Below are 19,794 nucleotides of genomic sequence, written 5' to 3'. Positions count from 1 at the left end.
ACCCGAGTCGGCGGAAGGAGGACAATCATGGAACACCCAAACCCAGCCCAGTTCGCTCAACAGCGCCAGCCCTTCGGCACCTGGCTGCTCGCTCAGATCAAGCGCGACGACCAGGTCGGAGAACTCGCCAGGGTCGCATTCACCGATCCGCGATTCCCGAAGGCGGGCGACTACAAGGCGGTCTCGAAGCATCTGAACAGCGTCAGCGCATCGGTCGAGATGCACGAGGCGCTGGACGAAGCCGAGACGGATTGGCTCGCCCTGTGATGGCACTGCGTCGTCGCGACCCGGCCTTTTGCTTTGGCGTGGCCGGCATAGCCAAGGCGCCATGGCGCCCCACGGAAGAACAGGCGCAGGTCGATGCGATCGATGCCGGCTTCGCCAGCTGGGATGAGCATGCGCCGGAGCCTGGCAAGAGCCGGCGCATCTATCTTCATCCGCTCGCCGAGATATGGACCACGCACGATCTGGTGCCGGTACTCCCGCGAGCGGTCGATCCGCCTCGATCGGCGCCGGCCGCGACTGACGACATGGAAGGGCTCTCCCGGATCGAGCGGATCATCGCCAGGCGCGAAGGAAGGATACGCTGATGGCTCGCAGCCGACACAAGGGCGCCACGCCCGTCGACAAGGCCAAGTTCTACATTCCCTATGGTCCGGGCCATCCGGTCGAGGACATGATCCGCACTGGCTCCGACTGGTTCTACGCCTGGCACTCGCAGAACGGCTTCAATCTCGACCGGCTCGCTAAGGTGACGGGCATAGCCATGGGCCGCATCAACGCGCTGTCGCGCGGCGACGTTGTCCGCGAAAGCGAGGTCTCCGCGCTTGCCGCCGCCTATGGCGTCCAGCCGTCCGACATCATCGCCTCGCTGCCCGGACCCGAACACCTGGTAAGGGGGAAATGAGGGGCGAGTGGCCGGCGGAAAATTCGGCCCAGTTAGGAGCGGGCAGCTTCCGCCTGCCGATCACGGCCGTGGCGCCGAAAAGCCGAAATTCCGCGCCTTTTGTGAAAGTGGGACCTCTCGACGAAAGTGGGACCCGCACGGTCCCACTTTCCCATTGCGATTCCGTCGTCAGCGGCGGACGCGACCCGCGGCTCTGTCCCGATTAAGAGGGCAGGAACGCCCGTTTAGAAGCCTTTTAGAGGCATCGGCGCCGCCACCTTCGTAAAGGCTCTTAGAGCGCGCCGACTCCGAAAGCTCTGGTCCCAGCATATCTAAAACCGCGATCATTCTAGACACACCGGGAAGCGCCCCAGGCGAAGGCCCAATTTTTGATGCGCCCTGCGGAAAGCCCCGATTTCCGTGGGTTTCGTCCCACATAATCCCGCAAGATGCCGGTTTATCCCGCCTTTCGGCCCAATTTTTGGAGCCCCAAACCCCTCTAAAACCTAGTGTCCCCTTTCACGTGGCGAATACGGCCCGACGTTCAGAGGAAAAGATAATCGGCGAGCGCATGCGCCGGGGCGTCGTCCTCCAGTCCCGGGCGCATCGCCTGTCGCACGGTGACGGGCGGAAAGGGCGAATCGAGCGCGAGCCGCCGCACGCCTGCCATCCGTCCCAGATCCCGGCCCATGGGGCCGAAGGCGGCGAAAGTGCCTGCGCCGTTGCGCAGCGCGTCGACGATGTCGAACAGGGTGTCGGTCTCCAGCACTGGCGGGGGAGCGTCCAGCCCGCCCTGTTCCAGCGCGGCGTCGATGATGCGTCGCAGGCCGTTTGAGCGGTCCATCGCCAGCCGCGGCGTGATCGCCAGGTCGCGCCGCGACACGCTGTCCAGCCGCGCGACTGGATGGTCGGCCCCGGCGTAGAGGCTGATCTGCTCCGACCAGGCATAGCGCGACGGAAAGGGCGGCTCCCCAAGCGTATAGAAATAGGCGATATCGGCGCGGTTCCGCCGCAGGGCGGTCGATGCCTCCTCGGCGGTCTGCACCGTCAGGTCCAGCGTGATGGCGATGTCGTCATTGGCTTCCTCGAACGCCGCGAGCGCCTCCTGCAAATGGCCGAAGACGGGAGCCGGCGCCGCCAGCATAATCGCCTTGCGCGCCGGGGCCGTGGGCGCAAGGCGCTCTTCCCGGGGCGACGGCGGGGCAGGCGGCTCGTCCATGTCGAGCAGGGTCAGCGCCTCGGCGGTGCGGCGCCCGGCAGCGGTCAGGCGCACGTCGTCGCCCTCCTCCGCGAACAGACGGTAGCCCAGCCGCATCTCCAGCGACCGGATATCGCGCCGCACCTGCTCCTCCGACAGGCCCAGCCCGACCGCGCAGCGCACCATGTTCCCCGACGCCGCCAGCTGCGCGAAAATGTCGAGCTGGCGCAGGGAAGGCGTGGTCATGATGCCTGATAGTCGATCGGAGGCGCGGGGTTAAGGCCGATCTTCGCCCGCGCCTCACATGCGATATTGACGAAGCACCGCATATGATGGCAGTGCGCTGCGCCTGCGGGCGGGTATAGCTCAATGGTAGAGCACTAGCCTTCCAAGCTTGTGATGCGGGTTCGATCCCCGCTACCCGCTCCAGCCTCTACCTTGCTCAGACTGGACAGCCGCGGTTGCGCTCCGGGCGCTTGCCTGATACCCGCGCGCCCGTCATCCGCCTCCTCAACAGGGAAGAGTCGCTCCACCCATGTCCACGCCCGACAAGATCAACCGCATCGTCCTCGCCTTTTCCGGGGGGCTGGACACCAGCGTGATCCTGAAATGGCTGCAGCAGACCTACCAGTGCGAGGTGGTGACCTTCACCGCCGATCTCGGTCAGGGCGAGGAACTGGAGCCCGCGCGCGCCAAGGCGCGCCTGATGGGCGTCAAGGAAGAGCATATCTTCATCGACGACCTTCGCGAGGAATTCGTGAAGGACTATGTCTTCCCCATGATGCGCGCCAACGCGCTCTATGAGGGGCTGTACCTGCTCGGCACCTCGATCGCCCGGCCGCTGATCGCCAAGCGCCAGATCGAAATCGCGCGCCAGGTCGGCGCCGACGCCGTTTCCCACGGCGCGACCGGCAAGGGCAACGACCAGGTCCGCTTCGAGCTCGGCTATTACGGCCTAGCCCCCGACATCAAGGTCATCGCGCCCTGGCGCGAATGGGACCTGACCAGCCGCACCCGGCTGATCGAGTTCGCCGAGAAGCACCAGATCCCGATCCCGCGCGACAAGCGGGGCGAGGCGCCCTTCTCGACCGACGCGAACATGCTGCACACCTCGTCCGAGGGGAAGGTGCTGGAGGATCCGTGGGAGGAGACCCCGGACTTCGTATATTCGCGCACGGTGAATCCGGAGGACGCGCCCGATGCGCCCGAATATATCACCGTCGACTTCGAGCGCGGCGATGGCGTTGCGATCAACGGCGTCGGCATGTCGCCCGCGACCCTGCTCGAAACGCTCAACGACTATGGCCGCAAGCATGGCATCGGCCGGCTCGACCTCGTCGAAAACCGCTTCGTCGGCATGAAGTCGCGCGGCATGTACGAGACGCCGGGCGGCACCATCTATCACCTCGCTCATCGCGGCATCGAGCAGCTGACGCTCGACCGCGGCGCTGCGCACCTCAAGGACGAGCTGGCGCCCAAATATGCCGAGCTGATCTACAATGGCTTCTGGTTCTCGCCGGAGCGTGAGATGCTCCAGGCCGCGATCGACCACAGCCAGGAAAAGGTGACCGGCACCGTCCGGCTGAAGCTCTACAAGGGCGGTGTCTATGTCGTCGGCCGCAAGTCGCCCTATTCGCTCTACAGCGAGAAGGTCGTGACCTTCGAGGACGATGCGGGCGCCTACGACCAGCGCGACGCGGCGGGCTTCATCAAGCTGAATGCCCTTCGCCTTCGCCTGCTGGGACGGCGTGACCGGTAACGGTCGCGCGGAGCGTAGGTTAGCGACCCGTTAACCTTACGGCGATATGCCTCCGAAATGGAGGTACTGGAATGCAAGGAATTGAAGTCGAAGCTGATTCATTCTGGCGCGCGATCGACCGATCGACTGCCATCGTCACCTTCGACTGCAATTGCTGCCTGACCGGCGCTAACGACAATTTCCTCAACCTGTTCGGCTACAGCTTCGAACAGGTTGTCGGTCGCCATCATCGGCTCTTCTGCGAGCCCGATTATGCTCGCTCCGCCGACTATCGCGCCTTCTGGGACCGCCTGCTCTCGGGCCAGTTCGACACCGGCGCATACAGCCGGCTGGACGCGCAGGGCCGGGAGATATGGATCCGTGGCAGCTACAACCCGATATTCGGTGACAATGGCGAACAACTCGGCGTCATCAAGTTTGCCCATGACATCAGCGAGGAGCGGCGCGCCATCGCGGCCCGCGAGGATGCGGAGCAGCGGTTGCACCAGCAGGAAAGCCACCGCCGCGCTGGGGTCGAGCAGGTGCTGGCCGAAGTCAGCGCCATCGTCGATACCATAGCCGGCATCGCACGCCAGACGAACCTGCTTGCCCTCAACGCCTCGATCGAGGCGGCGCGGGCGGGGGAGGCGGGGCAGGGCTTTTCCGTCGTCGCCGCGGAGGTCAAGAAGCTGGCGGTCGATACGCAGCAGGCCACCGCCCGCGCACGCGGGATGATCGCCGCCTGACGTCGGCCGATTACACTTTGCGACACATTCCCGCGTGACATGACAAAGTTGCGGGACAAGTCTTGCCGATAAGTGGCTCCAGGGACGGCACCGCCGTCCGTAAAGACACTGGAAGGAAGACTGGAATGATCCGCAAATTTTTTGGCACGGTAGCGCTGGGATCGCTGTTCGTCGGCGGCCTCGCTGCCTCGCACCTCGCCTTCGCCCAGCCTGAAGGGCCGGGTGGTGCGCGCGGCATGCGCGGCGGCCCGATGATGATGGCTGATGCCAACAAGGACGGCACCATCACCAAGGCGGAACTGACCGCCGCGCTCGACGCCCGCTTCGCGAAGATGGACGTCAACAAGGACGGCAAGCTGACCAAGGAAGACCGGGAGCAGGCGCGCGCCCAGCGGCTCGACGCCCGCTTCGCTCGGCTGGATGCCGACAATAGCGGCCAGATCAGCAAGGCGGAGTTCACCGCCGCTGCCAATGCGCGCCAGGACGGCGCATCCGCAGGCAAGCGCTGGGGCGCCCGCCGCCACGGGGGCCGGCCCATGGGCATGATGGGAACCCGCCAGGCGATGGCAGACGGCACCGTCACCCGCGACGAGTTCATGGCCCGCCCGCTGGCGATGTTCGACAAGGCGGACGCCAACCACGACGGCAGCGTGACGGCCGACGAGATGAAGACCGCACGCGACGCGATGCGCAGCCAGTGGCAGAACCGCAAGGCGGAAAAGCCCGTGAGCTGACAAGGAAGTGGTCGCCGCCCCGCGCTGTTTTCCTCCCCCTGGACAGCGCCGGCCGGCGGCGGCCCGTCATGGAAGGGCGAAGGCTGCCCCCGCCTTCGCCCTTCCAACTCCCGCCAAGGCGTGACAGAAAAGCCTCCTATGAGCGAACGTCCCCATCTGCTGCTCGTCGATGACGAGCGCTCGATCCGCGAGCCGCTGGCGCAATATCTCTCGCGCAACGGCTTTCGGGTGACGGCGGTCGACAATGCCGCCGACGCGCGGCTGCGCCTGAGCGCCAGCGCCATCGACCTCGTCGTACTCGACATCATGATGCCGGGCGAGGACGGGCTGTCGCTCTGCCGCCATATTCGCGAGACCAGCGAGATCCCGGTCATCCTGCTCACCGCCAAGTCGGAGGAAACGGACCGGATTGTCGGGCTTGAGATGGGCGCGGACGACTATGTGCTGAAGCCCTTTTCTCCGCGCGAGCTGGTCGCGCGGATCAAGGTCATCTTCCGCCGCGTCGCCACCGGCGGGCAGCGGGTGACCGCGCCCGACGGCGCCACCTACGCTTTCGCCGGCTGGCTGCTCAAGACGCAGGAGCGCACCCTGGTCGATGCAGAGGGGGTAGGGCTGCCGCTGTCGACGGCGGAATACAACCTCATGATGGCCTTCGCCACGCGGCCTAACCAGGTGCTGAGCCGCGACCAGCTGCTCGACATCACCCAGGGGCGGGAGGCCAACGCCTTCGACCGCGCGATCGACAACCAGATCAGCCGCCTGCGCAAGAAGATCGAGCCCGATCCCAAGAACCCGACGCTGATCAAGACGGTATGGGGCGGCGGCTACACGCTCGCCGCAGAGGTCCGCAAGCTGTGAGGCGACTGCGCCTGTGGCCGCAGAGTCTGGTCGGCCAGATCATCCTGCTGGTCGCCATCGCGCTGTTCGTCGCGCAGGCGATCAACTTCGCCTTCCTGCTGCGGGAACGCAACCGGCTGGAGCTGACGGGGCAGACCGCCCCGGCGGTCTACCGGATCGTCGACGCGCTCGACAATCGGCCGTCGCGCCCGGAAAAGGCCGACAGCGACCGCCCCCGCGCGCGCTTCGTCACGGGCACGCCCTCGCTGACGGGACAGCCCCGCCCCGACGTCGCGCGCCGCGCCAGGGCCATGTTCGAGGATATCGGCCTCCGCATCCTCTCCGTGCGCGTAGCGCAGGACGACAAGCCGCTGCCGCTGCGCCGCTGGGAACGGGTCCGCCTGCGCGCCTATGGCGAGGTGCGCCGCGAATATCAGCCCACGCGCCTGATGATGGCGGCCGAATTTGAGCCCGGCAAATGGGTGGTGACGCAGGTACGCACCGGCGGCCCGCCGCCGCGCTTCGGCGGCTGGCTGATGGGGCAGACGGTGATCCTTTACGTCATCGTCCTGCTGCCGCTGCTCTGGGTCGGCCGCCGGCTGGCGCGGCCGCTCAAGCAGCTGACCGGCTCCGCGCGGCAGTTCGCCGAGACCGGCGCGGCCGACCCGGTGGACGAGCGCGGCCCGGGCGACGTGCGTGAGCTCACCACCGCCTTCAACGCCATGCGCTCGCGCATCTTCGCGATGCTTAACGAGAAGGACCGCATGCTGGGCGCGATCGGCCACGACCTGCGCACCCCGCTCGCCTCGCTGCGCGTCCGGGCGGAATCGGTGGAGGACGAAGGCGAGCGCGCCCGCATGTCCGAAACGATCGACGAGATGAACCGCATGCTCGAGGATATATTGTCGCTCGCACGCGCCGGGCGGAACACGGAAACGGCGCAGAAGGTCGATCTCTCCTCGCTCGCGGACGCGGTGGTGGAGGATTTCATCGAGCTGGGCTCGCCCGTCGACATGGAGGATGCCGACCGGGCCGTCGCCAATGTCCGCCCGCAGCAGATCCGCCGCGCGCTGCGCAACCTCATCGAAAACGCCATCGTCTATGGCGACCGCGCCCATGTGCGGGTGGAGAAAGAGGAGGCCGAGGTGCGGCTCGTCGTCGCGGACGAAGGCCCGGGCATCGACGAGAGCCGCATGGCCGAGATGATGGAACCCTTCACCCGCCTGGAAGGCTCGCGCAACCGTGAGACCGGCGGCGCGGGCCTCGGCCTCGCGCTGGTCCGCGCGATCATGGCCGAGCATCATGGCGAACTGCGGCTCGCAAACCGCGCCGGCGGCGGGCTGGAGGCGAGCCTGGTGCTGCCGGCCTGAGTTCCCCATCGATTCCGGATTGCCCTCCACACCGTCGTCACCCTGAACTTGTTTCAGGGTCCATTTCTCCGGATCAAGCTACCGCTCCCGGGGGAAGGATGGATGCTGAAACAAGTTCAGCATGACAAAGGGGCAATGATGGGAGCCCCAGCCGACACTATCCCATGCCAGGCATCACAAGCAACGGCACCGCCATGTCTCAATGCTTGCCCGGCTTGTTCGACGTCCCCGGCGCCGTCGGGTTGATCAGCGCGGCTCCCGCGGGAAGGCCGGTGCCGCCCATGTCGAGCCTCTGCGCTTCTTCCCTCGCCACCCGGCGCGGCTCGTCGCGTTCGCGGATCGCCGCCTTCGTCTCCGCGTCCATGCCGCTGTCGTCGCCGGGCGTCCCGCCACGCGTCCAGCCCAGGATGATCGACATGCGCCGGTTGCGCGGGTCATAGGCGTCGCCCTTCACGAAAGGCTCGCGGTCGGCGACGCCCTCGATCCGGGCAAAGCGCTCATTGCCCACGCCGGTTTCGGCCAGCGCCTTGCGCGTCGCCTCGGCGCGGGCGGAAGACAGCATCCAGTTGTTCATCGTCCGCCCCGCCGCATAGGGCAGCCCGTCGGTATGACCGCGCACGATCAGCGGGTTGGGCATGGTCTGGACGACCTGCGCCACCTCGGCCACCAGCGCGCGGGCCTGCGGCACCAGCCGGTCGGTGCCCATCGCGAACATCGCGAAATCGGCCTCGTCGATCAGGTCGATGCGCAGCCCCTCGCGCGTCTCGGTAAAGCGGACGTTCTTGCGCAGCTTCGCCATGCCCTTGCGGGTCATGCGCGCTTCCAGATCCTTCTTGATCGATTCGAACTTCTGCCGGTCGGCCGCCCGCATCGCCTTGCCGCCCTGGTCCTTGGTGCCGGTGGCGTCGCGCGGGATGGTGATGGACAGCGTGCCCTGGCCGCCGGTGGTGGGATAATTCTCCTTGGCCATCAGGCTGTCGCCGCCCATCAGGCCGGTCGCGCCGGCGGACGCCATCTTCAGCTCCACCAGCGTCGGCGTGAAATAGTCGGCCAGCGCCTTGCGCTGCTTCTCGGTCGTCGCGCCGAGCAGCCACATCAGCAGGAAGAAGGCCATCATCGCCGTCACGAAGTCGGCATAGGCGACCTTCCAGGCGCCGCCATGATGGCCGCCATGCCCCTCGACGACGATCTTCTTGACGATGATCGGCCGGGGCTCGGGCTCGTTCGCCCCGCGCTTCTTTTCCGCCATGGCTTATTTGCCCCGCATGCCGTCGAACACTTCGGCGAAGGCCGGCTGGTTCGCGTGGGTCAGGCTGGAACGTGCGGCCTCGATCACCAGCGGCTGGGGATGGCCGTGCAGCGACGCAATGATGATCTGCTTGACGACATGGTACATCGCGCCGTCCGCCTCAATCACGCTGCGGCAGCGGTTGGCGAAGGGGTTGACCATGCCATAGGCCAGCAGCACGCCCAGGAAGGTTCCGACCAGCGCGGACCCGATCATCGCGCCCAGGATGGCGGGGGGCTGGTCGATCGACCCCATGGTCTTCACCACGCCCAGCACCGCCGCGACGATGCCCAGCGCGGGGAGGGCGTCGGCCAGCCCCTGCAGGTTGTCTGCCGGCCGCAGCGCTTCGTGATGGTGGGTCTTCAGGCTGTTGTCCATGACCTCCTCCACCGCATGCGGATCGAGCGTGCCGGACGACACGACGACCAGGCGCAGCGTGTCGCTGATCAGGTGGATCAGCGTCTTGTCGCCCATCAGGCGCGGATATTCGGTGAAGATGGTGGAACTGGCGGGATCCTCGATATGCGGTTCCAGCGCCACCGGCCCCTCGACGCGCAGCGTCTTCATCAGGCGGCTCACCAGGAAGATGCAGTCGAGAAAGTCCTGCTTCTTGTATTTGGGGCCCTTGAACACCTTGCCCAGGCCGCCGGCCAGCGCCTTCAGGTCGGCGCCCGAATTGCCGATGATCAGCGCGCCGACGGCGGCGCCGCCGATGATGATCATTTCGTGCGGCAAAGCGTGCAGCACCGGGCCGATGTCGCCCCCGGTGAAGATGAACCCGCCGAACACCATGCCCAGAAGGACGACAAGGCCGATGACTGCGAACATGGATATCCCCGAAATTCTGCCCTTGGGCGTCAACTTGTTGGGCGTCGCCAGCGACGCTTCGTCAGTTGGTTAATACGGCTTGGTTAGCGGGTGGTTTAGGACGGCGGGATTTTTGTGGGTGAGCCCATATTTCCCCTTCGTGCTGAGTAGGGGCTGAGCTTGTCGAAGACCCGTATCCAGGCATGCTTCGATACGCCCCTTCGACAGGCCCAGCGGCACCTCAGGACGAACGGAACGGGCCGCCCCGTCCTCAGCTGATCAGGTCGAACAGCGTCTTCTGGTTGATCCGGGCAAAGGCGGATTGAGCCGCCTCCAGCTGGAGGAGCTGGCTCTTCACGGTGGAGATCACGGTGGGGAGATCGGTGGATTCAAGCCCCTGGCGCCGCTCGTCGAGATCGAGGTCGACGTCGGTCAGGCGCGTGCCCACGACGTCCAGCCGGTCGCTGCGCACGCCCTGCTTGGCGCGTTCGACCACGACATGGTTCTGCCCGGCCTGTACCGCGTCCAGCGCGTCGGCGATGTCGCCGTCCTCCCCGCCTTCCAGCGCGGTGATGCCCTGATCCAATATGCTGTCGATCGACATCTTGTTGCCCCCGACGTCGACGCCTTCGGACACGTCCTGCCGCGTGCCGACGACCGCCAGGTTGAGGCCGCGGCTGACCGGGACGAGCACGCTCTGCCCGTCGTCGAACACCGGCACGCCCTGATAATCCTTCTGATTGAACAGCTCGCCGATCGTCGTGCGGATCGTCTTCATCTCCTCGACGATGGCCGCGCGGCTGGTATCGTTCAGCGCGCCGTTGCGGGCCGACGTCAGCAGTTCCTGCGCGCGCACCAGCAGGTTGTTGACCTCCTCCAGATTGGCTTCGGCATTGGAGGCGCGGGTCGTGCCATAGCTGACATTGGTCTGCCAGGCGGCCTGCTGCGCCTGTGCGCGGCCGATGTCGGACACCTGCACCCAGGCCAGCGAATTGTCCGACGGCTTGTTCAGCGTGATGCCCGTCGAGATCGCGGTCTGCCCGTCGATGATGCTCTTCGACAGCTGCTGCTGGCGCCGGATCTCCGCGAGCATGATCTTGTTGGTGATGCCGACCATGGTTCAGCCCTTTTCGTGTCAGATGATCTGCAGGATGGAATCGACGGTTTCCTTGGCGATCTGGAGCACCTTGGCACAGCCCGAATAGGCTTGCTGGACGCGCAGCAGATCGGCCGCCTCCATGTCCAGGTCGACGCCGCTCACCGCCTCGCGCGCGGCGACCGCCTGGTCGTTGCGGCCCTGCGCCGTCGTCTGCTCGTCCTTGGTGGACGCCAGCAGGTTCGCATGGGTCGAAATCAGGGCGGTCCAGTTCTGCTCCACGCTGCCGCTGCCGCGCAGGGTGGAATTGACGGTCAGCAGGTTGCCGTTGGGCGTGCCGTCCTTGGACCGGGTCGCCAGCGCCTTGGGGTCGGTGACCAGCGCCTTGATCGTGGTCGCGTCCGTGCCCGACAGCAGCGGCTCGCCGCTCTTGCCGTCGTCGGTCATGCCCTGGCCATGCCATTTGTTGAGGTCGGTCACGAACTGCTGCGCCAGCGCATCCAGGCTGGCGCGGCGTTCCTTCACCGTTCCCGCCGCCGCGAACAGGCCGCCCAGCGTGCCGTTGGCCGGCGCGGGCAGGGCGGTGCCGTCCGCCGTCGCCAGCGCCAGCGTGCCGTCGCTATTCTGGCTGACCGCGACCGAGGTGGCCGTGATGCCCGAAACCAGCATTGTGCCATTGAAGCTCACCTGCGCGGAATCGTGCGCGCCGAAGCTGATGTCGACGTTCAGGTTCTCCGACAGATCCTGCAGGGCCGCGTCGCGGCTGTCGAGCAGCTGCGCATAGGCCGACGTCCCCGGCTGCGCGCGCAGCAGGCTGTTGTTGATGTCGGCCAGGTTGGAAAGCGCGCTGTTGATGGTCTGGACCGAATCCTTCGCTTCGGTGTGGATGCCGTCCGACAGCTGCTTCAGCTCCGCGGCGGTCTGGTTGAACGCCTGCGCGACGCGGTTGATGCTGTCCAGCGTCGTCACCCGCAACGACGTATCGGACGGGCTGGCGGCCAGCTTGTCCATGTTCTGGAACATGCCCGTCATCAGCTGGCCGATCCCGGTGCCCGTGTCGTTGAGCGCCGTTTCCATGTCCGACAGCCAGCGCAGCCGCGCGGTGGAACTGCCCAGCGCCATGCCGGTCAGGCGGACCGAGGCGTCGAGATAGGGATCGCTCGCGCGGTCGACGCTGCGCACCTGCGTGCCGCCGAAATTGGCCCGCGCGACATAGGTCGCCATGGTGGAGGTGGACGATCCCGACTCGATGGTCGACACCGACCGGCGCGAATAGCCGGCGGTGCCGGCATTGGCGATATTTTCCGAGATCGCGGCCATCGCGGTGCGATAGGCGCGGGTACCCGATGCACCGATGATGAAAAGGTCGGTCATGCACCCTCCGCCGGGTTAGGCCCATCGGGAGCGACAGGCGGGGTCTTGTCGCCGAACTGCTGGAGCAGCATCTGGGCGATGCCTAGGCTCCCCTTGTCCGCCATGGCGTCGGCGGTGCGCGCGTCGGCCATGTCGCGGAACTGGTCGCTCGCGCTCGAATCGAACAGCCCGTCGCCCAGCGATGCCGATCGCATCGCGCCGATCATCTGGCGCAGGAAGATCGCCTCGAACTGCTTTGCAGCAGTCTGCAGCGCGGCCTTGCTGTTGGCGCCGCCTGTCTGCGCCTGCGCGCCCGGGATCGTCGATATCTGCATCACAACACCACCAGTTCGGCTTTCATCGCGCCCGCCTGCTTCAGAGCCTCCAGGATCGCGACCATGTCCGCCGGAGAGGCGCCGATGGCGTTGACCGCCTTCACTATATCGGCCAGAGACGCGCCACCTTTAAAATTGACCATCGGCCGCTTCTCCTGCTCGACCGAAATGGAGCTGGATTGCTCCAGTGCGGTCTGGCCCTGGCTAAAGGGCGCGGGCTGCACGATGCGCGGGCTTTCGTTGACGCTGACCGTCAGCTTGCCATGCGCCACGGCCGCGGGATGGATCTTGACCGCGCCGTTGATCACGACGGTGCCGGTGCGGGCGTTGACGATGACCTTGGCCGGCGCGTCGGCGGGGGCGATCTCGATATTCTCGATCATGCCCATCATCAGGATGCGGTCCTCGGCGCCGGGCGTCGCGTCGATCGCGACGGATACGGCATCGGTGGCGCGCGCCCGGCGGTCGCCGAAGGTGCGGTTGATGCCGTCCGCCACCCGAAGGGCGGTCGTCAGGTCGGCCTCGGCCAGGTTGAAGGTGAGCGTCGGCGCGGTGTCGAAGCCGGTGGCGACCGCGCGCTCGACCGTGGCGCCGCCCGGAATGCGGCCGGCGGAGGGAATGTTGACCGACACCTGGCTGCCATCGGCGCCGGAAACGCCCAGGCCGCCCACGGCAAGGTTGCCCTGCGCCATCGCATAGATCTCGTTGTCGGCGCCGCGCAGCGCGGTCATGATCAGCGTCCCGCCGCGCAGCGACTTCGCCTTGCCCAGCGCCGAGACGGTGACGTCGAGCCGTTGCCCCGGCTTGGAAAAGGCGGGCAGGTCGGCGGTAACGAGCACGGCCGCCGCGTTCTTCAGCGCCGGGTTGATCCCCTGCGGCAGGGTCAGCCCGAAGCGCGAGACCACGCCCTTCATGCCCTCGGTCGCATATTGCAGGCTGTCGTCGCCCGTGCCGGCCAGGCCCACGACGATGCCGTAGCCGGTCAGCTGGTTGGGACGCACGCCCTGGAAGGTGCCCAGATCCTTGATCCGCTCGGCATGGGCCGGCGCGGCGACCAGCGCGAACAGGGGAAGCAGGAAGCGGAAAAGGCGGATCATGGCGGTCCGGGTCTCCATCAGAAGGGGCTGATCATCGAGAAGAAGCGCTGCAGCCAGCCCTGGCGGCTGGCGCGGGCGATCTCGCCCTTGCCGGTGTAGATGATCTTCGCGTCGGCGACGCGGGTGGAGGCGATGCGGTTGTCCGGGCTGATGTCAGCCTGGCGGACGAGGCCGCTGATCTGGATGAACTCGTCGCCGCGGTTGAGCGTCAGCGCCTTCTCGCCCTTCACCATCATGGTGCCGTTGGGATAGACGGCGGCGACGGTCACGGTGATTTCGCCCGACAGCGCGTTCGACTGGGTCGCCCCACCCTTGCCGGTGAAGGTGTTCTGCCCGCCCATCGCGACGTCGCTGGCGGAAAACAGCTTGGACAGCGGTCCGGTGCTGGGCGGGGTGAGGCCGAGATTGCCGTTGCGGCTGGTATCGGCGCTGTTGCTCTTGGTCGCCTGCGTCCGCTCCACCAGCACGATCGTGATGATGTCGCCGACGCTGGTGGCGCGCGCGCCGCTGGTCAGCGGGGTATAGCCCATCGACGCCTGGAAGATCGACCCGTTGGCCTGCGGCACGGGCGGCTGAGCCATAACCGTCGGCGCATAATATTCGCGTTCGATATCGCGCTTCTTCTTGCCCGCGATCGCCGGGGAGGCGGCGAAGGCAATAAGCGCGAGAGCCAGCAGCGGCGTGGAGAGGGTGCGCATCATCCCCCTCACATCTGCTGGTTGACGTACTGGAGCATCTCGTCGGTCGCCTTGATCATCTTGCTGTTGACCTCATAGGCGCGCTGGGTCTCGATCATGTCGACCAGCTCCTCGACGACGTTGACGTTCGATGTCTCCAAATTGCCCGAACGGATCGAGCCGCGACCCTCCAGGCCCGCGACACCCACCTGCGGCGTGCCGCTGGCGGCGGTCTCGGTCAGCAGGTTGCCGCCGATCGGCTGGAGCCCGGCCGCGTTCATGAAGCTCGCAAGCTCGATCTGGCCCAGCTGGGTCGGCTCGCTCTCGCCCTGCAGCGTGGCGGACACGGTGCCGTCATTGCCCACGGAGATCGACGTCGCGCCCTCCGGCACGGTGATCTGTGGGATCAGCGGCAGGCCATCGCTGGTGACGACCGTGCCTTCGGCGGTGACGCTGAAATTGCCTGCGCGGGTATAGGCGATGGAACCGTCGGGCCGCTGCACCTGGAAGAAGCCCGATCCTTCGATCGCCATGTCCAGCGCATTGCCGGTCTGCTGCAGGTTACCCTGCGTGTTGATCTTGCTCGTGCCCTGGAGCGCCACGCCCGATCCCAGGTTCAGGCCGGTCGCGAACTTGTTCTCGCTGTCCGAATTGGCGCCGGCGGCGATCATCTGCTGATAGGCCAGCGTTTCGAAATCGGCGCGGTCGCGCTTGAATCCGGTGGTGTTGACGTTCGCCAGGTTGTTGGCGATCACGCGCATCTTCGTGTTCTGCGCGTCGAGGCCGGTGCGGGCGACGTGAAGGGCGGCGTTGCTCATGTCTCAAATCTCCATCACGCGTCGAGGCGCATCAGCGATGCGCCGCCGTCGTCGAGCTGCTTGGCGGTGTCGATCATCTTGACCTGGGTTTCCCAGGCGCGGCTGGCCTCGATCATCTGGACCAGCGCCTGGGTGGCGTTGACGTTGGACCCCTCGATGGATCCCGAAGTGACGGTGGCGAGAGGGTCCTGCGGCAATGCGCCGCCATTCGCCTCGCGGAACAGGCCGTCGGTGCCCTTGGCGATGCTCGAACCCACCGGGCTGACGAGCTTCAGCGCGTCGATCCGCTGCGGGTTCGCAGCCTCGCCGCCCTGGGGAACGCCCCAGATGCTGCCGTCCTGCGCGATCGTCACACTGTCCAGCGGGGGCAGGGTGACGGGGCCGCCCTCGCCCAGCACGGGCAGGCCGTCGCCGGTGGTCAGCAGGCCGCTGTCATTGACCTTCAGGTCGCCGCGCCGGGTATAGGCCTCGCTGCCGTCGGGCGCCTGCACGGCGAGCAGAGCGTCGCCGTTCAGCGCCACGTCCAGCGGATTGCCGGTCTCCGTCACGGCGCCCTGCGCCATGTCGGCGGCGATCACCTGCTCCGACGCCTGCGCTCGCGTGTCGAACGTGTCGCCCTTGATCCAGCGCGTCTCGGCATTGGCGATCTCGGCGCGAAAGCCGGTGGTGTTGACGTTCGCGAGGTTGTTCGCGATCGCCGCCTGCCGCGCCATCGCGCCGCGCATCGCGGTAAGAGCCGTGTTGACGAGCCGGTCCATGGGTCAGTCGTCCTCTTTTAGGAACGCAGGTTGACGATGGTCTGGGTCAGCTGGTTTGCCGTCTCGATCGCCTTCGCATTCGCCTGGAAATTGCGCTGGGCGGAGATCAGGGAAACCAGCTCCTCGGTGATGTCGACATTGGCGCGCTCCAGCGATCCGCTGTTGACCGCGCCGAACATGCCCTCATTGGCGGTACCCAGGATCGGGTTGCCGCTCGCGACGGTGGAGGTCCAGTGCGCGTCGCCCTGCTGGCGCAGCCCTTCCAGGCTGTTGAAGGACGCCATCGCGACCTGGCCCAGATAGACGGTGCTGCCATCGGCGTAGATGGCGGAGACCAGGCCTTCCTTCGACACGCCGACGCTGGTCAGCTGCGCGCCGTCAGCCTCGCCCTTGAGGGTCGTGGGGATGTTGAGGTCGGCCAGGTCGCCGGGGCCGGTCGACGCCGTTGGGGCGGGCGACAGTGCGCCGGTGTCCGGGTTGACCGGGAAGACCTGGATGCGCGCGCCGGTCGTGTCGACGGCGAAGCGGTCATTGTCGACGGCGAACGCGCCGTTGCGGGTGTAGCTGACGGTGCCGTCCTCGCCCTTCACGGTGAAGAAGCCCTCGCCGGTGATGGCCAGGTCCAGCGTCTTGTCGGTCGTCTCGATCGTGCCCTGGGTGAACTGCTGGGCGATGCCCTGGATGCGCACGCCTTGGCCGGCGACCTGGTGGGTGGTCTGCATCGGCGCGGCGGCGAAGATGTCGCCGAACTGCGCCTTGCTCTTCTTGAAGGCGGTCGAATTCACGTTGGCGACGTTGTTCGAGATCGCCGACAGGTCCGCCTGGGCGCCCTTGAGGCCGGAGAGGGAAACGTAGAAGGACATGGCTGCTCCTTGAGCGAAAGAAGGGGGGTCAGGCGAGCTTGAGCGCGTCGGACGGGCTGTAGCTGCCGAGCGCGGTGATGAGCTTGGAGGCGCTGCCGTCGGCGGGCGATTGCACCGCGGCGACGGTGGCCCAGGTCGCGACCTGGCTGGGGGCGGCGCCGTTCACCTTCACCTGCAGGGCGGAGGTGCCGACAGTCTCGCCGGCATCGTTCTTGCCGTCCCAGTAGAAGGTGACATCGCCCTTGGGCTGCGCGCCCAGGTCGATGGTCTTGACCGTCTTGCCGCTGCCGTCGACCAGGTCGATCGACACCGCCTTGGCATCGGCGGGCAGGGTGAGCTGGCCGGCGTAGAAACCGCTGGCGTCGGGCACGGCGATGTTGCTCTTGACCAGCATCGACTTGCCGATCCAGCTCGCCGCGTCGCCCAGCCGCGATCCCGTCAGCTCCTGCTTGATCGACTGGAGCGTCGTGTTCATCTCGGCGATGCCGCTGGAATTGGTGATCGTCGCCATCTGCGACACCATCTCGGCATTGTCGACCGGGTCGAACGGGTCCTGGGTCTGCATCTGCGTGGTGAGCAGGCGCAGGAAATCGGCCTGGCCCATGGTCGACTTGCCCGTGCCGACATTGGCGTTCGGGTTGTAGACGGGCAGGCCGACGCTGTCGGTGGTGTATGTGGCGGTGGTCATTTGCCGATCCTTATGGTTTCGAGCATCAGCGATTTGGCGGTGTTCAGCACCTGGACGTTGTTCTGGTACATGCGGGCGGTCTCGATCATGTCGACCAGCTCGGCATTGCTGTCGACCGCGGCTTCCCACACATCGCCATTCGCGTCGGCCAGCGGGTGATTGGGGTCGTGGCGCTTGACCGGCTGGGCGTCGGTGCTGACAACCTGCGCGACCTTGACGGTGGAAACGCCCGGCGCGTCGGTGACCGACTGGAACACCGGCTTGATCGCGCGATAGGCTTCCGCCGCGCTGCCGGCGACATTGCCGGCATTGGCCATGTTGGACGCGGTGGCGTTCAGCCGCACCAGCTGGGCGCTCATGGCCCGGCCGGCGATGTCGAAGACGTTCATGGGAGCATGGTTTGAGGAATTTGGGCCGCTCATGCTCATTCTCCCTTCAGCGCGCGGGTGATGGTGTTGAGCCGGCCCTCGAGGAAGGAGAGGGTCGTGCGATACTTGACGGCATTCTCGGCGAAGAGCGTCTGCTCGGTGCTGAGTTCGACCGTATTGCCGTCGAGGCTGGGCTGGAGCGGGACGCGAAAGCCCATCGCGTCGTCGACGGCCTTCTGCACGCCGCCCTGCGATCCCGCCTGCGCGGTGGCTTCCTTGAGCGCCGCGTCGAAATCGATGTCGCGCGCCTTGTAGCCGGGGGTCGATGCGTTGGCGATGTTCGACGCAAGCAGGGACAGGCGCTGCGAGCGAAGCGCCAGCGCCTTTCCATGTATGCCGAACAGTCCGTCTTCCATCGACATTCCCGTCAGTCCCTTTTTGCCTTTCGGCCCTAAAATTCCTGTCCCGCCCGCCGTTCTGATGCCTGATGGCGCTGCGTCGGGGCGATCCGGCCAGAGATCAGCAAGAGCCGTGCCAATTTCGGATGCTGTGGCCCCGGAAGGCATGGAAGGACCGGAAAAGCGGGCTTTCGCGCAGGCGGAAGCGCAGGGCGGCAAATTTTTGCCGGCTGGCGGCAGCCCCTTGCCGCCTGTCCGGCCGGGGGACTGGAACATATGGTCGATCGTCTGGCGCATCTCTTCGATCCGCTGATCCTGCTGGGGATGCTGGCGGGGATCGTGGCGGTCGCCCTCTTCCAGAACGGCGTGCGCGGCATGGGCCGGGGCCTTGCCGCCCTCGTGCCGCTGCTGACCGCCGATCCCGCGAAGGACCGCGACGCCGCGCGCGCGGCGATGCTGAAGATCGACCAGGTGGCGCAGCTGCGCGGCCTGTCCTGCACCGACCGGGTCAAGACCACCCACGTCTTCCTGACCGAAGCGGCCCGCCGCCTCGCCAATTGCGAACGCATCGACCAGTTTGAGTTGTGGGCGGCCCAGACCCTGGCCGACCGGGCCGATCGTCACGCGGCCGCGCGCAACCTGTGGCTCTCGATCGCCGACGCGGCGCCGGGCCTCGGCATGGCGGGGACGATCATCGGCCTCGTCGGCATGTTCGCGGCGATGGACGATCCCGCCGCCCTCGGTCCTTCCATGGCTGTGGCTCTGCTGACCACCTTCTATGGCGTCGTGATCGCCAACCTGATCGCCGCGCCGATCGCCGCGCGACTGGCCGACCTGTCGGAACGCGAACTCGTCTGGCAGCGCGAAGTGGTGACGCGGATGCTCGCCATCGCCCGGCGCGAGCGGGCACCTGCCCGGCGCGCGGCGATCCGCGAGGTCGCGTGAGCGGCGCGGTCGCCCGGCGCAACCGGTGGGCTGTCAGCTTCGCGGACCTGCTGTTGCTGCTGCTCGGCTTCTTCATCCTTCTTCAGGCGAACGGATCGAAACGCGATGCCCTGCTCGCGCAAGTCAGCCGGCAGTTCGGCGGGCATCCGGCCGCGCCGGACGTGGCCTTTCGCGCCGCCGACATCTTCGTGCCCGGCGAAGCGCTGCTGACCGACAAGGGCCGGCGGCAGGTCGCCATGGCCGCCGCCCGCCTGCGCGGCGGAACCGGCGCGATCACGCTCCGCAGCGAAGGCACGGACGGCGGCCGCCAGCGCTTCGACCGCTGGGATCTGGCCGCGGCGCGGCTGGGCGCGGTGGCGCGCGCGCTGAAAGCCGGCGGCATACCGGAAGGCCGGCTGGCGATTGCCGGCCTCGGCGAAGACGGCGCGCAGCGGCATCACGGACAGATGATTTACATGGCACGATAATTGCTTCGGACAGGGTGAATGTCTGTCTTCCGGAGCAAAGCCGTGACTCGAACCATCGTCTTTCTTATGGCCGCCTCGCTCTCCGCCTTTGCGGCGCCGGCTTTTGCGCAGGCCCAGAAATTCGAGAATCTCGACCGGATCGACAGCATCGTCGCGATGACCGTCGGCGCCAATATCGGCGAGCCGGGCGGACCGATGGCGCCGGTCGACCGCCGCCTCCGGCTGGCCGCCTGTCCGACGACCCCGTCGGTCGAGGGACCGGTGTTCGGCGCGGCGATCGTCAAGTGCGACGCGCTCGGCTGGCGCATCCGCGTGCCGCTGAAGGCC

General features: G+C 66.8%; 24 protein-coding genes, 1 tRNA gene and 1 pseudogene. 12 read left to right on the top strand and 14 right to left on the bottom strand.

Annotated elements, in window-relative coordinates:
• Positions 1 to 27 precede the first annotated feature (27 nt).
• Genes M529_RS36215 through M529_RS36205 form a run of 3 tightly spaced genes read left to right on the top strand, consistent with a single transcriptional unit; the run spans position 28 to position 907 of the window.
• Positions 28 to 267: a YozE family protein gene (locus M529_RS36215; protein WP_021318141.1), complete on the top strand. Its 240-nt coding sequence runs from the start codon at positions 28 to 30 to the stop codon at positions 265 to 267.
• A complete protein-coding gene (locus tag M529_RS36210; protein WP_021318140.1) occupies positions 267 to 590 on the top strand; it encodes a hypothetical protein in 324 nt (107 codons plus the stop codon). Before M529_RS36215 ends, M529_RS36210 begins: the two co-directional genes overlap by 1 nt.
• On the top strand, positions 590 to 907 hold the full coding sequence (locus M529_RS36205; RefSeq protein WP_021318139.1) for a helix-turn-helix domain-containing protein: 318 nt from the start codon (positions 590 to 592) through the stop codon (positions 905 to 907). The genes M529_RS36210 and M529_RS36205 overlap by 1 nt, the downstream gene beginning before the upstream one ends.
• A 523-nt stretch (positions 908 to 1,430) precedes the next feature.
• Here the strand turns inward: M529_RS36205 and M529_RS36200 are convergent.
• Positions 1,431 to 2,330, bottom strand: a complete 900-nt coding sequence (locus M529_RS36200; RefSeq protein ID WP_021318138.1) for a LysR family transcriptional regulator — start codon at positions 2,328 to 2,330, stop codon at positions 1,431 to 1,433.
• Between the two features lie 109 nt (positions 2,331 to 2,439).
• Between M529_RS36200 and M529_RS36195 the strand changes: the two genes are divergently transcribed.
• The 6 genes from M529_RS36195 (at position 2,440) to M529_RS36170 (ending at position 7,509) form a co-directional block, all read left to right on the top strand.
• Positions 2,440 to 2,513: transfer RNA gene (locus M529_RS36195), tRNA-Gly, on the top strand.
• A gap of 106 nt (positions 2,514 to 2,619) precedes the next feature.
• Positions 2,620 to 3,843, top strand: coding sequence for an argininosuccinate synthase (locus tag M529_RS36190; RefSeq protein WP_021318137.1), 1,224 nt, complete (start codon positions 2,620 to 2,622; stop codon positions 3,841 to 3,843).
• A gap of 71 nt (positions 3,844 to 3,914) precedes the next feature.
• Positions 3,915 to 4,568 carry a methyl-accepting chemotaxis protein gene (locus M529_RS50665; RefSeq protein ID WP_021318136.1) on the top strand — a complete coding sequence of 218 codons (654 nt, stop codon included), beginning with the start codon at positions 3,915 to 3,917 and terminating at the stop codon, positions 4,566 to 4,568.
• Between the two features lie 125 nt (positions 4,569 to 4,693).
• Entirely contained in the window at positions 4,694 to 5,302 is a 609-nt protein-coding gene (locus tag M529_RS36180) for an EF-hand domain-containing protein (protein ID WP_021318135.1), read from the top strand.
• 138 nt (positions 5,303 to 5,440) lie between these two features.
• A complete protein-coding gene (locus tag M529_RS36175) occupies positions 5,441 to 6,160 on the top strand; it encodes a response regulator (RefSeq protein ID WP_021318134.1) in 720 nt (239 codons plus the stop codon).
• Positions 6,157 to 7,509: a sensor histidine kinase gene (locus M529_RS36170; protein WP_021318133.1), complete on the top strand. Its 1,353-nt coding sequence runs from the start codon at positions 6,157 to 6,159 to the stop codon at positions 7,507 to 7,509. The genes M529_RS36175 and M529_RS36170 overlap by 4 nt, the downstream gene beginning before the upstream one ends.
• Positions 7,510 to 7,708: 199 nt before the next feature.
• Here the strand turns inward: M529_RS36170 and M529_RS36165 are convergent, their stop codons facing one another.
• From M529_RS36165 to flgB, 13 genes are all read right to left on the bottom strand, one after another.
• Positions 7,709 to 8,758, bottom strand: coding sequence for a flagellar motor protein MotB (locus tag M529_RS36165; RefSeq protein WP_021318132.1), 1,050 nt, complete (start codon positions 8,756 to 8,758; stop codon positions 7,709 to 7,711).
• Positions 8,759 to 8,761: 3 nt separating this feature from the next.
• Positions 8,762 to 9,625 (bottom strand): flagellar motor stator protein MotA, encoded by an 864-nt coding sequence (motA, locus tag M529_RS36160; RefSeq protein ID WP_021318131.1) that lies wholly within the window; start codon positions 9,623 to 9,625, stop codon positions 8,762 to 8,764.
• A 250-nt stretch (positions 9,626 to 9,875) separates the two neighbouring features.
• A complete protein-coding gene (locus M529_RS36155; protein WP_021318130.1) occupies positions 9,876 to 10,721 on the bottom strand; it encodes a flagellin in 846 nt (281 codons plus the stop codon).
• An 18-nt stretch (positions 10,722 to 10,739) separates the two neighbouring features.
• Positions 10,740 to 12,074: a flagellar hook-associated protein FlgK gene (gene flgK, locus M529_RS36150; RefSeq protein WP_021318129.1), complete on the bottom strand. Its 1,335-nt coding sequence runs from the start codon at positions 12,072 to 12,074 to the stop codon at positions 10,740 to 10,742.
• Positions 12,071 to 12,388: a rod-binding protein gene (locus M529_RS36145; protein WP_021318128.1), complete on the bottom strand. Its 318-nt coding sequence runs from the start codon at positions 12,386 to 12,388 to the stop codon at positions 12,071 to 12,073. Before M529_RS36145 ends, flgK begins: the two co-directional genes overlap by 4 nt.
• A complete protein-coding gene (locus M529_RS36140) occupies positions 12,388 to 13,503 on the bottom strand; it encodes a flagellar basal body P-ring protein FlgI (RefSeq protein ID WP_021318127.1) in 1,116 nt (371 codons plus the stop codon). Before M529_RS36140 ends, M529_RS36145 begins: the two co-directional genes overlap by 1 nt.
• The gene (locus M529_RS36135) at positions 13,503 to 14,183 is read right to left on the bottom strand and encodes a flagellar basal body L-ring protein FlgH (protein ID WP_031294995.1); all 681 of its coding nucleotides are present in this window, start codon (positions 14,181 to 14,183) and stop codon (positions 13,503 to 13,505) included. Before M529_RS36135 ends, M529_RS36140 begins: the two co-directional genes overlap by 1 nt.
• Before the next feature lie 8 nt (positions 14,184 to 14,191).
• Positions 14,192 to 14,980 (bottom strand): flagellar basal-body rod protein FlgG, encoded by a 789-nt coding sequence (gene flgG, locus M529_RS36130; protein ID WP_021318125.1) that lies wholly within the window; start codon positions 14,978 to 14,980, stop codon positions 14,192 to 14,194.
• 14 nt (positions 14,981 to 14,994) lie between these two features.
• Positions 14,995 to 15,738, bottom strand: coding sequence for a flagellar basal-body rod protein FlgF (gene flgF / locus M529_RS36125; protein WP_021318124.1), 744 nt, complete (start codon positions 15,736 to 15,738; stop codon positions 14,995 to 14,997).
• Positions 15,739 to 15,755: 17 nt separating this feature from the next.
• Complete coding sequence (locus tag M529_RS36120) at positions 15,756 to 16,601, bottom strand: flagellar hook protein FlgE (RefSeq protein ID WP_021318123.1); 846 nt, start codon at positions 16,599 to 16,601, stop codon at positions 15,756 to 15,758.
• 28 nt (positions 16,602 to 16,629) lie between these two features.
• Entirely contained in the window at positions 16,630 to 17,289 is a 660-nt protein-coding gene (locus M529_RS36115) for a flagellar hook assembly protein FlgD (RefSeq protein WP_021318122.1), read from the bottom strand.
• Positions 17,286 to 17,678, bottom strand: coding sequence for a flagellar basal body rod protein FlgC (gene flgC / locus M529_RS36110; protein ID WP_021318121.1), 393 nt, complete (start codon positions 17,676 to 17,678; stop codon positions 17,286 to 17,288). Before flgC ends, M529_RS36115 begins: the two co-directional genes overlap by 4 nt.
• A 35-nt stretch (positions 17,679 to 17,713) precedes the next feature.
• Positions 17,714 to 18,079 (bottom strand): flagellar basal body rod protein FlgB, encoded by a 366-nt coding sequence (gene flgB / locus M529_RS36105; RefSeq protein WP_021318120.1) that lies wholly within the window; start codon positions 18,077 to 18,079, stop codon positions 17,714 to 17,716.
• Positions 18,080 to 18,331: 252 nt separating this feature from the next.
• Here flgB and M529_RS36100 point away from each other — a divergent pair, with 252 nt between their 5' ends.
• From M529_RS36100 to M529_RS36090, 3 genes and pseudogenes are all read left to right on the top strand, one after another.
• Positions 18,332 to 19,000, top strand: a complete 669-nt coding sequence (locus M529_RS36100; RefSeq protein ID WP_021318119.1) for a MotA/TolQ/ExbB proton channel family protein — start codon at positions 18,332 to 18,334, stop codon at positions 18,998 to 19,000.
• The gene (locus M529_RS36095) at positions 18,997 to 19,467 is read left to right on the top strand and encodes a flagellar motor protein MotB (protein WP_021318118.1); all 471 of its coding nucleotides are present in this window, start codon (positions 18,997 to 18,999) and stop codon (positions 19,465 to 19,467) included. The genes M529_RS36100 and M529_RS36095 overlap by 4 nt, the downstream gene beginning before the upstream one ends.
• Before the next feature lie 66 nt (positions 19,468 to 19,533).
• Positions 19,534 to 19,794: pseudogene (locus M529_RS36090) on the top strand (flagella basal body P-ring formation protein FlgA); the annotation flags it as partial.

Origin of the sequence: Sphingobium ummariense RL-3, assembly GCF_000447205.1 — a bacterium.
Taxonomy (GTDB): Bacteria; Pseudomonadota; Alphaproteobacteria; order Sphingomonadales; family Sphingomonadaceae; genus Sphingobium; species Sphingobium ummariense.
This window is presented reverse-complemented; position numbering and strand designations above follow the sequence as displayed.

Bases quoted from the DNA above. Each gene is read 5' to 3' on its own strand.
- M529_RS36155 (WP_021318130.1), bottom strand. From the start codon at position 10,721: ATGGTCGGCATCACCAACAAGATCATGCTCGCGGAGATCCGGCGCCAG.
- M529_RS50665 (WP_021318136.1), top strand. From the start codon at position 3,915: ATGCAAGGAATTGAAGTCGAAGCTGATTCATTCTGGCGCGCGATCGAC.
- M529_RS36200 (WP_021318138.1), bottom strand. From the start codon at position 2,330: ATGACCACGCCTTCCCTGCGCCAGCTCGACATTTTCGCGCAGCTGGCG.
- motA (WP_021318131.1), bottom strand. From the start codon at position 9,625: ATGTTCGCAGTCATCGGCCTTGTCGTCCTTCTGGGCATGGTGTTCGGC.
- M529_RS36190 (WP_021318137.1), top strand. From the start codon at position 2,620: ATGTCCACGCCCGACAAGATCAACCGCATCGTCCTCGCCTTTTCCGGG.
- flgK (WP_021318129.1), bottom strand. From the start codon at position 12,074: ATGACCGACCTTTTCATCATCGGTGCATCGGGTACCCGCGCCTATCGC.
- M529_RS36135 (WP_031294995.1), bottom strand. From the start codon at position 14,183: ATGCGCACCCTCTCCACGCCGCTGCTGGCTCTCGCGCTTATTGCCTTC.
- M529_RS36165 (WP_021318132.1), bottom strand. From the start codon at position 8,758: ATGGCGGAAAAGAAGCGCGGGGCGAACGAGCCCGAGCCCCGGCCGATC.
- M529_RS36210 (WP_021318140.1), top strand. From the start codon at position 267: ATGGCACTGCGTCGTCGCGACCCGGCCTTTTGCTTTGGCGTGGCCGGC.
- M529_RS36100 (WP_021318119.1), top strand. From the start codon at position 18,332: ATGGTCGATCGTCTGGCGCATCTCTTCGATCCGCTGATCCTGCTGGGG.
- flgG (WP_021318125.1), bottom strand. From the start codon at position 14,980: ATGAGCAACGCCGCCCTTCACGTCGCCCGCACCGGCCTCGACGCGCAG.
- M529_RS36180 (WP_021318135.1), top strand. From the start codon at position 4,694: ATGATCCGCAAATTTTTTGGCACGGTAGCGCTGGGATCGCTGTTCGTC.
- M529_RS36140 (WP_021318127.1), bottom strand. From the start codon at position 13,503: ATGGAGACCCGGACCGCCATGATCCGCCTTTTCCGCTTCCTGCTTCCC.
- flgC (WP_021318121.1), bottom strand. From the start codon at position 17,678: ATGAACGTCTTCGACATCGCCGGCCGGGCCATGAGCGCCCAGCTGGTG.
- M529_RS36175 (WP_021318134.1), top strand. From the start codon at position 5,441: ATGAGCGAACGTCCCCATCTGCTGCTCGTCGATGACGAGCGCTCGATC.
- M529_RS36120 (WP_021318123.1), bottom strand. From the start codon at position 16,601: ATGTCCTTCTACGTTTCCCTCTCCGGCCTCAAGGGCGCCCAGGCGGAC.
- M529_RS36145 (WP_021318128.1), bottom strand. From the start codon at position 12,388: ATGCAGATATCGACGATCCCGGGCGCGCAGGCGCAGACAGGCGGCGCC.
- flgF (WP_021318124.1), bottom strand. From the start codon at position 15,738: ATGGACCGGCTCGTCAACACGGCTCTTACCGCGATGCGCGGCGCGATG.
- M529_RS36205 (WP_021318139.1), top strand. From the start codon at position 590: ATGGCTCGCAGCCGACACAAGGGCGCCACGCCCGTCGACAAGGCCAAG.
- flgB (WP_021318120.1), bottom strand. From the start codon at position 18,079: ATGTCGATGGAAGACGGACTGTTCGGCATACATGGAAAGGCGCTGGCG.
- M529_RS36215 (WP_021318141.1), top strand. From the start codon at position 28: ATGGAACACCCAAACCCAGCCCAGTTCGCTCAACAGCGCCAGCCCTTC.
- M529_RS36115 (WP_021318122.1), bottom strand. From the start codon at position 17,289: ATGACCACCGCCACATACACCACCGACAGCGTCGGCCTGCCCGTCTAC.